The organism is Streptomyces sp. NPDC093225, from assembly GCF_044753805.1.
Classification (GTDB): Bacteria; Actinomycetota; Actinomycetes; order Streptomycetales; family Streptomycetaceae; genus Streptomyces.
On record NZ_JBIVNX010000045.1, the window covers coordinates 18737 to 33386 of the forward strand.

Sequence of the window (14650 nt, forward strand, 5' to 3'; positions counted from 1 at the left end):
TGTCCCTCAGTGGTCGTCGGGGGCGGGCTCGGGGGCCGCGGTGGCTCCTGTGCCCGATTCTGCCACCCGTGACAGTTCGTGGCTCAGTTCCTCGAGCTCGGATCCGCCCGCCATCTGGCGGGTCAGCTCGTCGAGCGTGATCGAGTCTCGGGTGTGGGAGCCCGCCATGGCACCGCGTTTGAGGAGCACGAACCGGTCTCCGACCAGGTGGGCGTGGTGCGGGTTGTGCGTGATGAGGACCACGCCCAGGCCGGCGTCGCGGGCGGCGGCGACGTACTTGAGCACGACCCCGGACTGCTTGACGCCCAGCGCCGCGGTCGGCTCGTCGAGGATCAGCACCCGGGCGCCGAAGTACACGGCGCGGGCGATGGCCACGCACTGCCGCTCGCCGCCGGAGAGGGTGCCGATGGGCTGGTCGACGTCGCGCAGGTCGATGCCCATGCGCAGGAGCTCCGTACGGGTGGTCGCGCGCATCCGGGCCACGTCGAGGCGGCGCAGCGGGCCGCGGCCCCTGGTCGGCTCGGAGCCGAGGAAGAAGTTGCGCCAGACCGGCATCAGCGGGACCACGGCCAGGTCCTGGTAGACGGTGGCGATGCCGAGGTCGAGGGCGGCGCGCGGGTTGGCCAGCCGCAGCTCCTCGCCGGCGACGCGGAAGGTGCCGGCGTCGTGCTGGTGCAGACCCGCGATGATCTTGATGAGGGTGGACTTGCCCGCGCCGTTGTCGCCCAGGACGCAGGTGATCTCCCCCGCCGAGACTTGGAGGGAGACGCCTTCGAGGGCGCGGACGTTGCCGTAGTACTTGCTGACGCCGTCCAGCTCGACGAGCGGCGGGGCGGCGGGGTCCGTACGGTCCGCCGGTGCCGTGGTGGCCGCGGTCACTTGGTCGCCTCCGCTCGCTTGCGCACCCAGAAGTTGAGCAGCGTGGCCAGCAGCAGCATCGCGCCCAGGAAGAACTTGAACCAGTCCGGGTTCCACTGGGCGTACACGATCCCGTTGATGGTCATGCCGAAGATGAAGGCGCCCACGGCGGAGCCGATGGCCGAGCCGTAGCCGCCGGTCATCAGGCAGCCGCCGATGACGGCCGCGATGATGTACAGGAACTCGTTGCCGACGCCCTCGCCCGACTGGACGACGTCGAACGAGAAGAGGATGTGCTGGCCGGAGATCCAGGCGCACAGGGCGACGCCCATGTAGAGCCCGATGCGGGTCTTGACCACCGGTACGCCCACGGCCCGGGCCGCGTCGGCCGCCCCGCCGACCGCGAAGATCCAGTTGCCGGCCCGGGTGCGCAGCAGGATCCAGGTGGCCAGGGCCACCAGGGCGATCCACCACAGGATCGTGACCTTGAGCGTGACCGAGCCGATGTCCCACTGCGAGGCGAAGACCGCCTTGGCGGAGGGGAAGCCCTCCATGTCCCCGATGGCCTTGGTGGAGACCGTGCCGCTGATCAGCTTGGTGAAGCCGAGGTTCAGGCCGGTCAGCATCAGGAAGGTGCCGAGGGTGATGATGAAGCTGGGCAGTCCGGTCCGGGTCAGCATGATGCCGTTGAAGAACCCGATGGCCAGCGTGACCAGCAGCGACACCCCGACGCCGACCCACACGTTGGCCGTCATCTGGTAGCTGAACATCGAGCTGACCAGCGCGGACGTGGTGACCATGACACCGGCCGACAGGTCGAACTCGCCGCCGATCATCAGCAGCGCCACCGGCACCGCCATGATCCCGATGGTGGAGGCGGAGTACAGGATCGTCGACAGGCTCGCGGCCTGCAGGAAACTGGGCGCGGCGAACGAGAAGAAGACGAACACGGCGGCCGCGCCGACCACCGCCCCGAGCTCGGGCCGGGCGAGCAGCCGGCGGACCAGCGGCACGTGGGTGAGGCGCTCGTCCGCCGCGGGCGCGGCGGCGCTCATCGCGTGCCCCGCTTGATGTAGGCCTCCAGCTCGGCGGCCTGGTCCTTGGTGACGATCTGCGGGCCGGTGAGCACCGGCTTCCCGCCGCCGAGCACGTCGGCGTTGTAGCGGTACAGCCAGAGCAGGTCGACGGCCTCGTAGCCCTGGAGGTAGGGCTGCTGGTCGACGGCGAAGCCGAGGCTGCCGTCCTCGAGGCCCGCGGCCACGGAGGCGTTCAGGTCGAAGGTGTCGACCTCGGCCTTGCTGCCGGCCGCCTGCTTGGCCTTGACGGCCGTGGGGGCGAAGGGCGCGCCGAGGGTGACGACCGCGTCCACCGACGGGTCGGCCTGCAGCTTCGCCTGGACGGCGGCCTGGACCGAGGGCATGTTGGTGCCCTCGACGTAGAGGTTCTCCAGCGTGCCGCCGAAGGTCTTCTTCGCCCCGGCGCAGCGCTGCTCGTGGCCCACGTTGCCCTGCTCGTGCAGGACGCACACGGCCTTCTTGCGGCCGCGGCGGTTCAGCTCGGTGCCCACCGCCTCGCCGGCGACGGTCTCGTCCTGGCCGATGTGGGTGAGGGCGCCGTACGCGGCGGACTGCTCGGAACCGGAGTTCACGGTGATGACGGGGATGCCCGCCCTGACGGCCTTGCCGACGACGTCCTTGAGCGCCTCGGGCTTGGCCAGCGAGACGATCAGGCCGTCCACCTTCTGGTCGATGGCGTTCTGGACGAACTGGGCCTGCTGCTGCGCCTGGTCGTCGTGGGAGTAGACGAAGTTGATGTTGTCCTTGCGGGCCGCCTCCTTGGCGCCGTTCTGGACGATGTCCCAGAACGTGTCGCCGTCCCCCGCGTGGGTGACCATCGCGAAGGTCCAGCGCGGCGTGGAGACCGCCGGCCGGCCCTGCTCGGCGGCCGCGCGCGCCCGCTCCTCGGCCCGCTTGCCGCCCGTGGCGCTGCATCCCGCGAGGGACGCGCCCAGCGCCGCCGCGAGCACCAGGCCCACCACCCGGGCCCCTGTCCGAATCCTGGCCACGTCGCCGCGCCCTTCCCTTCGCCTCGTCGGTGCCGCCGTCACCGGCCGCAACTGGTCCACACTCCCGGAAACCGGTCAAACCGGCGCCCAGCCGCCCAAGTATCCGCCACGGGGTCACCCGGAGTGGTCATCGGGGTCCACCACAGCGACGACCGGAGCACCCGGCACGAAGAGCGGCGGGACAATCATTGACAGCGGGACCCGCCCGGGCCACGTTGATTCCATGCGCATCGGGCTGATCGGTACGGGCCGGATCGGGTCCTTCCACGCGGCCGCGCTCAGCCGGCACCGCGACGCGGGGTCCCTGGTCCTGGCCGACGCCGAACCGGCGCGGGCCGCCGCGCTCGCCGACCGGTTGGGCGCCACCGCGGCGCCGGACGTCGACGCCGTCTTCGCCTGGGGCGTGGACGCGGTCGTCATCGCCTCCCCCACGGCCACCCACCCGGAGCTGATCACCCGGGCGGTACGCCTGGGCCTGCCCGTGTTCTGCGAGAAGCCCATCGCCGCCGACCTGCCGGCCACCCTGGCCACCCTGGCCGAGGTGGACGCCGCCGGCACGGTGTTGCAGCTGGGGTTCATGCGGCGCTTCGACGCGGGCTACCGCACCGCCCGGGAGCTGGTGCGCTCCGGCGCGCTGGGCCGGCTGCACACCGTACGGACCATGACGGCCGACGCCGCTCCGCCGCCCGCCGGCTACCTGGAGACGTCGGGGGGCCTGTACCGGGACTGCCTGGTGCACGACTTCGACATGGTGCGGTGGGTCACCGGACGGGAGGTCACCGAGGTGTACGCCACCGGGTCGGACGCCGCCGGCCCCGCGTTCCGGGCGGCGCGGGACGTCGACACGGCGGCGGCGGTCCTGACGCTGGACGACGGCACGCTGGTGACGGCCACCGGCACCCGGTGCAACGGCGCGGGGTACGACGTGCGCATGGAGCTCGCCGGGGAGCTGGACCAGGTCTCCGCGGGCCTGGACGACCGTACGCCGATCGCGTCGACGGAACCGCTCGGCCCGCCGCCGGCGCGCAAGCCGTGGACGGGCTTCCTGGAGCGGTTCGCCCCCGCGTACGAGGCCGAGCTGGACGCGTTCGTACGGCTGGTGCGCGGTGACGCGCCCAACCCGTGCGACGGGCGCGAGGGGCTGGCGGCCCTGCGGATCGCCGAGGCCTGCGAGCTGTCCCGGCGGGAACGGCGGCCGGTGGCGCTGCCGGAGATCCCGGCCACCCTGCCGTCGGCGGCCGCCTGAGCCGAAGCCGGCCGGGGCCCCGGGGCGGGGCGGCCGTACCGGGCGGGGGCGGCCGCCGCAGTGGCGGGCGCCCCCGGGGCAGCCGCCACGAGGGCGGCTGCCGCGAGGTAGACCGGCTGCGTGGGTCACGGTCCGGCTACCAACGCACCGGGAGCCGCTTCACGCCGCGGATCAGCGAGGCCGCGATCCACTCGTACGGGGCGCCGTCCGAGGCCTGCGCGAGGTCCGGGAAGCGCTCCAACAGGGCACGCACGGCGATGCGGGCCTCCATGCGGGCCAGCGGCGCGCCGATGCAGAAGTGGATCCCGTGGCCGAAGGCCAGGTGGCCCTGGGGTGCCCGCCGGATGTCGAAGGAGGTGGGCTCCGGGTAACGCTCCGGGTCGTGGCTGCTGCCGGCCAGCGACACCAGCACCGCGTCGCCCTTGGCGATGGTCACGCCGCCGAGCTCCACGTCCTCGTGGGCGAAGCGGAAGGTGGCGTTCTCCACCGGTCCGTCGTAGCGGAGCATCTCCTCGACCGCGCCGTCGAGGAGGCCGTCGAAGTCGGCGCGCAGGGCCGCGAGCTGGTCGGGGTGCGCGAGCAGGGCGCGCACCCCGTTGCCGATCAGGTTGACGGTGGTCTCGTGGCCGGCGACCAGCAGCAGGAAGGCCATGCCGATCAGCTCTTCCGGGCCCAGCCGGTCGCCGTCCTCGTCCGTGGTCCGGATCAGGGCGCTGAGCAGGTCGTCGCCGCCGGTGGCGCGCTTGCGTTCGATGAGCCCGGCCATGTAGACGGCCATGTCCTGGTTGGCCTTGAGCTCGGCCTCCTGACTGCTCGGGGCCAACAGCTCGTTGGACATGAGCCGGAACGGCTCGCGGTCCAGGTCCGGCACGCCCAGCAGCTCGCAGATGACCGTCATGGGCAGCGGGAAGGCGAACGAGTCGACGAGGTCCGCCCGCCGCTCCGGCTGCGCCGCCATGGCGTCGAGCAGCTCGTCGGTGACCTGCTGCACGCGGGGGCGCAGGGCCTCGATGCGGCGGGCGGTGAACTCGCGGGCCACCAGGCGGCGCAGCCGCGTGTGGTCCGGCGGGTCCATCTCCAGCATGTTCTGGTTGACCTCGCTGGCGGTGATGTCGACGTACCGCTCGTGGACGCGCCAGTTCTTGCCGAGCGCCGGGTGGGCGAGGGCCTGGCGGGCCTCCTCGTACCCGACGACCAGCCAGATCTCCTCGCCGTGCGCGTCCCTCACCCGGTGCACCGGGCCGGCCTCGCGCATCTGCTTGTAGTACTCGTAGGGGTACGCGTTGAAGTCCTCGGCGTACCCGGTGATGTCCAGCACAGGCATGGTCTTCTCCCCCGTTTGACTATCAGTCAGAGTACGGCCACCGCTCGTACACAGGGACGAATTCTGGACAGCCTCCATAGCGGGACGAGAGGGCGTTCGGGCCGCTGGGGGCCACCGTCCCGACCGGGGAACCGGTTTGTTCAGGCCGCGGCGCCGGGTGCCGTCCGGCGCCCCCAGCCCGTGCCCGCGAGGACGAGGACCGCCCCCGCCAGGCCCCACGCGCCGAGGTGCTCGCCGCCCAGGGCGGTACCGGCGAGCGCCGCCCACAGCGGTTCGGTGCCGAGCAGCAGGCTGACCCGGGAGGGGGAGGTGCGCCGTACCGCCCACATCTGCACGAAGAACGCGAACAGCGTGCAGAAGACGGCGAGGAACGCCAGCCCCGCCCACTGCCCGGGCCCGAGGTCAGCGGCGGCGGCCCAGGGGGTGGCACCCGTCCCCGGTGCGGCGCAGAGCAGGACGAACACCAGCGTGGCCGCGCCCAGTTGGACGGTGGTCAGGGACAGCGCGTCGGCGTCCTCGAGGGCGGAGAGCCGCCCGGCCAGCAGGACGTGCACCGTCCGGGCGAGCGCGGCGCCGAGGATCAGGAGGTCGCCGGTCGAGGGCGCGGTGAACCCGGCGCCCTGGGTCAGCAGCACCACGCCCGCCACCGAGAGCCCGGCGGCGGCGAGGAACCCGCCCGAGGGCCGGCGGCGGCGCACGGCCGCCTCGGCGAGCGGCGTGAAGATCATGGTCAGGCTGATGATCAACCCGGCGTTGGTGGCGGAGGTGTGCACGACGCCGTACGTCTCCAGCAGGAAGATCCCGCCCAGGACGAGTCCCAACAGGCCCGCCGCTCGCACCTGGGCGGGCCGCAGCGCGCGCAGCCCGCGGTACCCGGCGGCCACGAGCACGGGCAGTGCCATCGCGAACCGGAGGACGAGGACCGCGACCACGGTGTGCGCGGTGGTGACGCCCTTGGCGGCGAGGTAACTGCCGCCCCAGACCACGGCCACCAGGAGCAGGGGCAGGTCGGCGAGCCAGGCGCGCCGGGGCGCAGCGGGGCGCGGGACGGCGAGGGCGGGGGTGGGTGCGGTGGTCACGGGCCGGGCTCCATCGGTGCGGTGGTCGTGGAGACGGCGGTGGCTCGCACGCGGGAGCGATCACGCTATCGGCAGCGGGGGGTGGGGCGACAGGGGATTCCGGGGTCGCCCCGGGACGGGTGTCGGAATCGCGAGAGTGCCGGCCCGTGGTGTGTGGGGGAGGCGCTTGACGGGGTATGGCAGGCTGGTCCGGAGGCAGGCCCGGGTCTGGGGTGGCCGCAGGCCAGGGCGAAGCCCCGAAGCCCCAGAGGTGGGCCTGCCGCAGGGCCTGCAGGCCATACCCCGTCAAGCGCCGAGGGGACCCACACACCACGGGGCGGCCCGCGAAGCGAGCCCACCCCACCACCGGCCCGCCGTCACACCCCGCTGAGTTGCGACGGGACCCACACACCACGGAGCGGCACTCTCTCGCGAGACGACGACCCGGACTTTCCCCCGGGCACGCCGAAGCGGGGCGGACCGGAGCTGTCGGGTTCCGGTGCGCCCCGCGGCGGGTCCCGGCTCCGTACCGGTGCTGTCGGCCGGTACGGGCCGGGGCCTCCCTGCGCACCGGCGGGATGCGCGGGGAGGGCGCCTCCCCCGCGTCGGCGGGACGCGCGGGGAGGTCACGGGCGGGTGTCGCTCCGCCCGGGCTCACGGTGGCGGTGTCAGCCGCCGAGCTCCTGGTGGCGGGCCGTGAGGGCGGCGGAGCCGGCCTCGGTCAGCGAGCCGTACAGGCGCAGGCGGGAGAAGCCGCCGTCCGGGAAGATGTCGATCCGGACGTGGGTGCCGACCGCCGGGGCGTCCAGCACGAAGCGGTGGTTGGTGTCGGGCTGCAGGCGGGTGCGCGGCAGGAACTCGGTCCACTCGCCCTCCTCGCCCGTCTTGACGGACAGCGAGGCCCAGCCCGCGGAGTTGCCCTTGAGGTAGGCGGTGTCGATCTCGACGGCGCGGATCTCCGACTCGGCGACGAGCTGGTAGCGGATCCAGTCGTTGCCGTTGTCGCGGCGGCGGGCGGTCTCCCAGCCGTCGTCCATCTTGCGGGAGCGGCCCGGGTTGATGGTGTTGGTCGGCGGGGAGTAGAAGCGGTTCGACGCGTCCTGCACCGAGCCGCCGTTCTCCAGCGCCACGACGTCGAACGAGCCCAGGGTGGCGAGCCACTTCGGGTCCGGGACGACCTCGCCGTACACGCGCAGGCGGGCGATGCCGCCGTCCGGGTGTTGGTTGACGCGCAGGTGCGTGAAGCGCTGCTCCACGGTCACCTCGAAGCCGTTGGCGGCGTGGCCGCCGACCGGGGTGCGCGGGACGAGCACGGTCCACTTGACGTCGTCGCCCAGGAGCTCCTCGGGGGTGGGGGCGAGGTCGCCCTCCCAGTTGGTGCCCTCGACGGAGACGGCCTGCGGCATGTTGCCGCGGAAGTGGGCGGTGTCGACGACGATGCCGCGGACCACGCCGGGGGCGCCCAGGCGTACCAGCGCCCAGTCGTGGTCCTCGGCGGTGGGCCAGGGCTGCTCGGCGGAGACGCCGCGGCGGCGGCGGGTCTCCCAGCCGTCCATGATCTTGCCCTTGTGGCCGAAGTGCTCGGGGTCGAACTCGCCGGGCTCGGGGACCAGCAGGTTCTCGCGCTGGGCGAAGAACTCGTCGTTGGCGGCGATCACGCCGGCGCCGAGGTTGCGGTCGGCGAGGTTCGCGTACTGGGTGAACGGGAACTCGGCCGTGCGGTAGTCGGCGTACGGGTCACCGCCCCCGTACGGGTTGGCGTTGCCGGTGAAGGAAGGGATCGCCACGGTCAGTTCTGCCTTTCGAGGAGGAGGCCGGTGGGCTCGTACGGGGTGCCGTGGTCGGCGATCTGCACACCGCGCAGCCAGGTGGACTTCACGACGCCGTGCAGGGTCTTGCCCGCGTACGCCGTGACCTGGTTGCGGTGGTGGAGCTCGGCCGGGTCCACAGTGAACGTTTCTTCAGGGGCCAGGACCGCGAAGTCGGCGTCGCGGCCGGCCTCGATGGCGCCCTTCTGGGCGAGGCCGGCCAGTCGGGCGGGGGCCTCGGACATCCAGCGGACGACGTCCTCCAGGGTGCGGCCGCGGCGGCGGGCCTCGGTCCAGACGGCCGGCAGGCCCAGCTGGAGGGAGGAGATGCCGCCCCAGGCGGTGGAGAAGTCGGCGGTCTTGAGGTCCGCGGTGGAGGGCGAGTGGTCGGAGACGATGCAGTCGATCGTGCCGTCGGCGAGCGCGTCCCACAGGAGGTCCTGGTTGGCGGACTCGCGGATGGGCGGGCAGCACTTGAACTCGCTCGCGCCGTCCGGCACCTCCTCGGCCGTCAGGGTGAGGTAGTGCGGGCAGGACTCGACGGTGATCCGTACGCCCTCGGCACGGGCGGCGGCGATCAGCGGCAGCGCGTCGCTGGAGGACAGGTGCAGCACGTGCACGCGCGCGCCCAGGCGCTTGGCCTGCGCGATCAGGTTCCCGATCGCGGTGTTCTCGGCGTCCCGCGGGCGGGAGGCGAGGAAGTCGGCGTACTTCGGGCCGGGCACGACAGGCGCGGCGTCGAGGTGGTGCGGGTCCTCCGCATGGACGATCATCAGGCCGCCGAAGCCGGTGATCTCGGCGAGGGAGGCGGCCAGCTGCTCCTGGTCGAGGTGCGGGAACTCGTCCACGCCCGACGGCGACAGGAAGCACTTGAAGCCGTACACGCCGGCGTCGTGCAGCGGGCGCAGGTCCTTGACGTTGTCCGGCAGGGCGCCGCCCCAGAAGCCGACGTCCACGTGCGCCTTGCGGCGGGCCACTTCCTGCTTGACCCGCAGGTTGTCCACCGTCGTGGTGGGCGGCAGCGAGTTCAGCGGCATGTCGAGGATCGTCGTGATGCCGCCCGCCGCGGCGGCGCGGGTGGCGGTCCAGAAGCCCTCCCACTCCGTGCGGCCCGGGTCGTTCACGTGGACGTGGGTGTCGACCAGACCCGGCAGCAGGACGTCGTCGCCGAAGTCCTCCAGGCGCGCGCCGGCCGGTACCTCGGCCGCGTACGGCAGCACGGCCGCGATCTTCCCGGCGGCGACGGCCACCGAGGCGGCGCGCGTCCCCTCGGGGGTGATGACCCGCGTCGAGCGCAGTACCAGTTCCACAGCCACGTCAGCCACGTCAGCCACCCGGAACCTCCCCATCTACTTCCACAGAGCGAAATTCAACGTTCTGTTGACGGAGTCTTCACGCCGCGCCCGGGACCCGTCAAGAGCGCCCGGAGGGACCACCGACACGGAGCCACCGCAATTGGAGCTTTCCACAGGATGGAATTAAGATTTCGCTCTACAAAACGTAGCTCTCACCATCGCGGCTCGACCAGGGAACTGACCGAGGCCGACCACCACCCGGACAAACCGCCTCTGACCGGCGCGGACGGCGATCACCCGACACTAGGGCCGCCGCCCGCGACCGGGGTAGGCTGCTTCCTTGCCTGCCAGCACCGAAAGGACCGCGCCGTGCCGACGTCCAGCGCCAGCACCACCGACGCCTCCTCCCGGCCCACCGCCGCGAGCGGTGGCGTCCAGTCCCTCGAGCGCGCGTTCGACCTCCTTGAGCGGATGGCCGACGCCGGGGGCGAAGTCGGCCTCAGCGAGCTCTCCGCCGCGAGCGGCCTGCCCCTGCCCACCATCCACCGTCTCATGCGGACGCTGGTGGCGTGCGGGTACGTGCGCCAGCAGCCGAACCGGCGCTACGCCCTCGGCCCCCGCCTGATCCGCCTCGGCGAGTCGGCCTCGCGCCTGCTGGGCACGTGGGCGCGCCCGTACCTGACCCGGCTGGTCGAGGAGACCGGCGAGACCGCGAACATGGCCCTGCTCGACGGGGACGAGATCGTCTACGTCGCCCAGGTGCCCTCCAAGCACTCCATGCGCATGTTCACCGAGGTCGGCCGCCGCGTGCTGCCGCACTCGACGGGCGTGGGCAAGGCCCTCCTCGCGTACACGCCGGCCGACGAGGTGCGCGCGCTGCTCGCCCGTACCGGCATGCCCGCGGCCACCGAGAAGACCATCACCACGCCCGAGGGCTTCCTGGACGCGCTGGACCAGGTCCGCTCGCTCGGCTACGCGGTCGACGACAACGAGCAGGAGATAGGGGTCCGCTGCCTCGCGGTCTCCATCCCGAACTCCCCCACGGCCGCCGCGATCTCCATCTCCGGCCCCGCCGGCCGTGTGACCGAGGCCGTGACCGAGCGCTTCGTGCCGATCCTCCAGGGCGTCGCCGCCGAGCTGTCTGTCGCCCTCGCGAACCAGAACCCGGCCTAGGAACCGCACGCGCACGCCCGGGCCCCCGCCCCCTCTCTCGAAGGGGGGCGGGGGCCCGGGCGTTTCCCCGTACGGTCAGGCGGCGCCCACCGCCCGCTCCGCGAGCCGGCCGTCGGTCATGGTGACCGCGCGGTCCACCCGCTCCAGGTGCGCCCGGTCGTGGGTGACCAGCACCGTGGCCGTGCCGCGCTCCCTGGTCAGCGCGGCCAGCAGGTCGAGCACGGCCGCCCCGCGCTCGTGGTCCAGCGCGCTGGTCGGCTCGTCGACCAGCAGCACCGCCGGGTCGTTCATCAGGGCTCGGGCGATGTTGACCCGCTGGCGCTGGCCGCCCGACAGCTGGTGCGGGCGGCGGCCGGCCTGCGCCGCCAGGCCCACCGCGGCCAGCAGCTCCAGGGCCTTGGCGCGGGCCTGCCGGTGCCCCCGCCCCGACACGTGCGCCATCACCTGGAGCTGCTCGGCACAGGTCAGGGAGGCGAGCAGGTTCGGCTGCTGGAAGACGATGCCGACGCGGTCGCGGCGCAGCGCGGACTTCTCCGCCGGGCTCAGCGCCGTCGTGTCCGTACCGTCGACCACCACCCGGCCGCCGTCCGGCGTGACCAGGGTGGCGGCCACCGCCAGCAGGCTGGACTTGCCCGAGCCCGAGGGGCCCACCACGGCGGTGAGGGTGCCCGCCGGGACGTGCAGGCCGACCCGGTCCAGGGCGGTCAGCCGGCCGTCGCCGTCCGGGTACGTCAGCGTGACGTCGTCGAGGAGGAGAGAGGTCATCGGGCGCTCCCGAGGGCGGTCAGGGGGTCGACGGCGGTGATCCGCCGGACGGACAGGCCCGCGCCGAGGACACCGAGGACGATCATCACGGCGGCGGGGACGAGCACGGTGGGCGCGTCGAGCACGAAGGGCACGTCCGAGCCGCTGATCACCGCGCCGAGCCCGGCGGCGAGCGCGGTGCCCAGCCCGGTCCCGGCGGCGAGCATCAGCACGGCCTGCCCGAGGGCGTCCTTGAGGAGGTAGGGGGTGGCCGCACCCAGGGCCTTGAGGACGGCGATGTCGCCGCTGCGCTGGATCGTCCACACGGTGAAGAAGGCCCCTATCACCAGCGCGGAGATCGCGAACAGGAAGCCGCGCATGAGCTGCAGCGAGCCGTTCTCGGCGGTGTACGAGCCGATCGCGGTCAGCGCCCCGTCGAGCGACTCCGCCCTCGTACCGGCCGCCCGGTCGCCGGCGGCGAGGTCGGTCCCGTCCGCCGCGTCGAGCGCGATCACGGTGGCCGTCGGGCCCCCGGAGCCGGCCGCCGCCGGGCCGCGCGAGGTGCCGGTGCGCTGCCAGTCGTCGAGCGTCACCCACGCCACCGGCGTGTGGCTGTACGCCGCCTGCCCCGCCACCGCGGCCACGGTCAGGTCCAGGCCGCCGACCCGCACCCGGTCGCCGGCCGCCACCCCCAGCTCCTTCGCCGCCTTCTCCGCCAGCACCACCCGGCCCGGCCCCGGCGCGACGGGGGCGATCCCGGCCGCCGGCCGGACGCCGAAGGCGGACACGGCGGCGGTACGGGTGCCCGCCGAGGCGTTCAGGGTGCGGATGCCCACCGGCTCCGCGGACCGGACCCCCGGCTGCCGGGCCCACCTCTCCCAGGCGCCGGCCGGCACCGAGGAACCGGTGAAGGACACCTTCTGGTCCCCGGCGGGGGCGGCGAAGGCCAGATGGGTGGCGGGCAGGCCGGTGACGGCCGAGGTGTTCTCCCGGGCCAGGCCCGAGGTCAGCCCCGACAACAGGCCCACCAACAGCGTGATGAGCACGACGACGGCGCCCATCAGCGCGAACCTGCCCTTGGCGAACCGGAGATCTCTCCATGCGACGAACATGACCCCCACCTTCGTCGCCGGGGGCCTCCCGGGGCATCGCGCCACGGGCGCCGACCGCGCATCGAAGGAGGCATCCGGACATCAAACTTTCGGTTGACCGAACCCCACCCCCGGCCGCATACGCTGGTCGGGCCATGGAACCCCGCACCACCGACCACCCCGCACACCGCACCGCGCACGGCACCGGACGCCCCCACACGCCCGTGCTCCGCGTGCTCCGCCTCTGCCTGGACGCGCTCCTCGTCGGCCTGCTCGTCCTGGCGGCCGTCCGCGCCGACGGCCCCGCCGCGATCGTCGCCGCCGCCGTCACGGCCGCCGTGTTCGCCGCCGGCGCGCTCACCCCCGCCGTACACCGCTCGCCGCGCGCCGCCGCCCTCTGGCTGGCCGCCCTCGGCGCATCCTGGCTGGCACTCCTGGCCGCGTCCCCCGAAGGCCTCTGGCTGGCCTTCCCCCTGTACTTCCTCCAGCTCCACCTCCTCCCCGTCCGCTGGGCGCTGCCCGCGGTCGCCGCCACGGCCGCCGCGGCCATCACCAGCTACGTGTGGCACGGCGCGGCGCTCAACCCGGGCGCGTTCATCGGCCCCCTGCTCGGCGCCGCCGTCGCCGTGGCGACCGTACTGGGCTACCAGGCCCTGTACCGCGAGAGCGAGCGGCGCCGCGAGCTCATCGAGGAGCTGATCACCACCCGCGCCGAGCTGGCCGCCGCCGAACGCGACGCCGGGACCCTGGCCGAACGCGAGCGCCTGGCCCGCGAGATCCACGACACCCTCGCCCAGGGCCTGTCCTCGATCCAGCTCCTCCTCCGCGCCGCCGAACGCACCCTCCCCGGCGACTCCCCCGCCCGGGAGCACATCGCCGCCGCCCGCCAGGCGGCCCAGGACAACCTCGTCGAGGCCCGCCGCTTCGTCCGCGCCCTCACCCCGCCCGACCTGGAGCGCGGCTCCCTCGCGGGCGCCCTGGAGCGCCTGTGCACCACCGCGCCCGGCGCCCGCTTCTCCCTCGCCGGCACCCCCGTCGAACTCCCCACCCCCTACGAGGTCGCCCTCCTGCGCATCGGCCAGTCGGCCCTCGCGAACGTGGTCCGCCACGCGGGCGCCGCCCGCACCGAGATCACCCTCACCTTCATGGACACCTCCGTCACCCTGGACGTCGTGGACGACGGCAAGGGCTTCGACCCGGCCGCAACGCCCCACCGCACCACCGACGGCGGCTTCGGCCTCCCCGCGATGCGCGCCCGGGCCGAGTCGCTGGGCGGCACGTTCACCGTCGAGTCGGCCCCCGGCCAGGGCGCGGCCGTGGCCGTGACCCTCCCCCTCACCCCACCCGAATCGCGAGGCACCCGGTGATCCGACTCCTCCTGGCCGACGACCATCCGGTCGTACGGGCCGGCCTGCGCGCGGTGCTGGACACCGAACCCGACTTCACCGTGGTCGCCGAGGCCCCCACCGCCGAACGGGCCGTGGAACTCGCCGCCACCGGCGTCGACGTGGTCCTGATGGACCTCCAGTTCGGCTCCGGCATGCACGGCTCCGAGGCCACCGCCGCCATCACGGCCCGCCCGGACGCGCCCCGGGTCCTGGTCCTCACCACCTACGACACGGACGCGGACATCCTCGCGGCCGTGGAGGCCGGCGCCGCCGGCTACCTCCTCAAGGACGCCCCGCCCGAGGAGCTCGCGGCCGCCGTCCGCACGGCCGCGGCCGGCCAGTCCGCCCTGGCCCCCGCGGTCGCCCACCGCCTGATGGACCGCATGCGCACCCCCGCCGAAGCCCTGACCAAACGCGAACTCGAAGTGCTCCAGCTGGTCGCGGACGGCCTCTCCAACCAGCAGATCAGCAAACAGCTCTTCCTCAGCCAGGCCACTGTGAAGTCCCACCTGGTCCACATCTACGCCAAACTCGGCGTCGACTCCCGCACGTCCGCGGTGGCCCTGGCCCGCTCCCGCCGCCTCATCCGCACGACCTGAC

At 73.6% G+C, this 14650-nt stretch carries 13 protein-coding genes; 4 read left to right on the top strand and 9 right to left on the bottom strand.

Annotated features, from left to right (window positions below; translation table 11 throughout):
* Window positions 1-6 precede the first annotated feature (6 nt).
* From ACIQCH_RS30380 to ACIQCH_RS30390, 3 genes are read right to left on the bottom strand one after another with little or no spacing between them, the layout of a single operon-like run.
* Window positions 7-879 (bottom strand): ATP-binding cassette domain-containing protein, encoded by an 873-nt coding sequence (locus ACIQCH_RS30380; RefSeq protein ID WP_402586135.1) that lies wholly within the window; start codon window positions 877-879, stop codon window positions 7-9.
* Window positions 876-1913, bottom strand: coding sequence for an ABC transporter permease (locus ACIQCH_RS30385; protein WP_030203496.1), 1038 nt, complete (start codon window positions 1911-1913; stop codon window positions 876-878). Before ACIQCH_RS30385 ends, ACIQCH_RS30380 begins: the two co-directional genes overlap by 4 nt.
* Entirely contained in the window at window positions 1910-2893 is a 984-nt protein-coding gene (locus ACIQCH_RS30390) for a sugar ABC transporter substrate-binding protein (RefSeq protein WP_402586194.1), read from the bottom strand. The genes ACIQCH_RS30385 and ACIQCH_RS30390 overlap by 4 nt, the downstream gene beginning before the upstream one ends.
* Before the next feature lie 253 nt (window positions 2894-3146).
* Between ACIQCH_RS30390 and ACIQCH_RS30395 the strand changes: the two genes are divergently transcribed.
* On the top strand, window positions 3147-4169 hold the full coding sequence (locus ACIQCH_RS30395) for a Gfo/Idh/MocA family oxidoreductase (RefSeq protein WP_402586137.1): 1023 nt from the start codon (window positions 3147-3149) through the stop codon (window positions 4167-4169).
* Window positions 4170-4305: 136 nt separating this feature from the next.
* On the opposite strand, the gene ACIQCH_RS30400 is transcribed toward ACIQCH_RS30395, so the two are convergent.
* The 4 genes from ACIQCH_RS30400 to allB form a co-directional block, all read right to left on the bottom strand.
* Complete coding sequence (locus ACIQCH_RS30400; protein WP_402586139.1) at window positions 4306-5493, bottom strand: cytochrome P450; 1188 nt, start codon at window positions 5491-5493, stop codon at window positions 4306-4308.
* A 140-nt stretch (window positions 5494-5633) separates the two neighbouring features.
* The gene (locus tag ACIQCH_RS30405) at window positions 5634-6572 is read right to left on the bottom strand and encodes a DMT family transporter (RefSeq protein WP_402586140.1); all 939 of its coding nucleotides are present in this window, start codon (window positions 6570-6572) and stop codon (window positions 5634-5636) included.
* A 647-nt stretch (window positions 6573-7219) separates the two neighbouring features.
* The gene (alc, locus tag ACIQCH_RS30410; RefSeq protein WP_402586142.1) at window positions 7220-8338 is read right to left on the bottom strand and encodes an allantoicase; all 1119 of its coding nucleotides are present in this window, start codon (window positions 8336-8338) and stop codon (window positions 7220-7222) included.
* Between the two features lie 2 nt (window positions 8339-8340).
* The gene (gene allB / locus ACIQCH_RS30415) at window positions 8341-9675 is read right to left on the bottom strand and encodes an allantoinase AllB (RefSeq protein WP_402586196.1); all 1335 of its coding nucleotides are present in this window, start codon (window positions 9673-9675) and stop codon (window positions 8341-8343) included.
* 348 nt (window positions 9676-10023) lie between these two features.
* Between allB and ACIQCH_RS30420 the strand changes: the two genes are divergently transcribed.
* Window positions 10024-10827, top strand: coding sequence for an IclR family transcriptional regulator (locus ACIQCH_RS30420; RefSeq protein WP_402586144.1), 804 nt, complete (start codon window positions 10024-10026; stop codon window positions 10825-10827).
* A gap of 75 nt (window positions 10828-10902) precedes the next feature.
* On the opposite strand, the gene ACIQCH_RS30425 is transcribed toward ACIQCH_RS30420, so the two are convergent.
* Together ACIQCH_RS30425 and ACIQCH_RS30430 are read right to left on the bottom strand one after the other, a co-directional pair.
* Entirely contained in the window at window positions 10903-11592 is a 690-nt protein-coding gene (locus ACIQCH_RS30425; RefSeq protein ID WP_402586146.1) for an ABC transporter ATP-binding protein, read from the bottom strand.
* Window positions 11589-12683, bottom strand: coding sequence for an ABC transporter permease (locus tag ACIQCH_RS30430; RefSeq protein WP_402586148.1), 1095 nt, complete (start codon window positions 12681-12683; stop codon window positions 11589-11591). The genes ACIQCH_RS30425 and ACIQCH_RS30430 overlap by 4 nt, the downstream gene beginning before the upstream one ends.
* A gap of 134 nt (window positions 12684-12817) precedes the next feature.
* Here ACIQCH_RS30430 and ACIQCH_RS30435 point away from each other — a divergent pair, with 134 nt between their 5' ends.
* Both ACIQCH_RS30435 and ACIQCH_RS30440 read left to right on the top strand, forming a co-directional pair.
* The gene (locus ACIQCH_RS30435) at window positions 12818-14029 is read left to right on the top strand and encodes a sensor histidine kinase (protein ID WP_402586150.1); all 1212 of its coding nucleotides are present in this window, start codon (window positions 12818-12820) and stop codon (window positions 14027-14029) included.
* On the top strand, window positions 14026-14649 hold the full coding sequence (locus tag ACIQCH_RS30440; RefSeq protein WP_030203521.1) for a response regulator transcription factor: 624 nt from the start codon (window positions 14026-14028) through the stop codon (window positions 14647-14649). The genes ACIQCH_RS30435 and ACIQCH_RS30440 overlap by 4 nt, the downstream gene beginning before the upstream one ends.
* Window position 14650 lies beyond the last annotated feature (1 nt).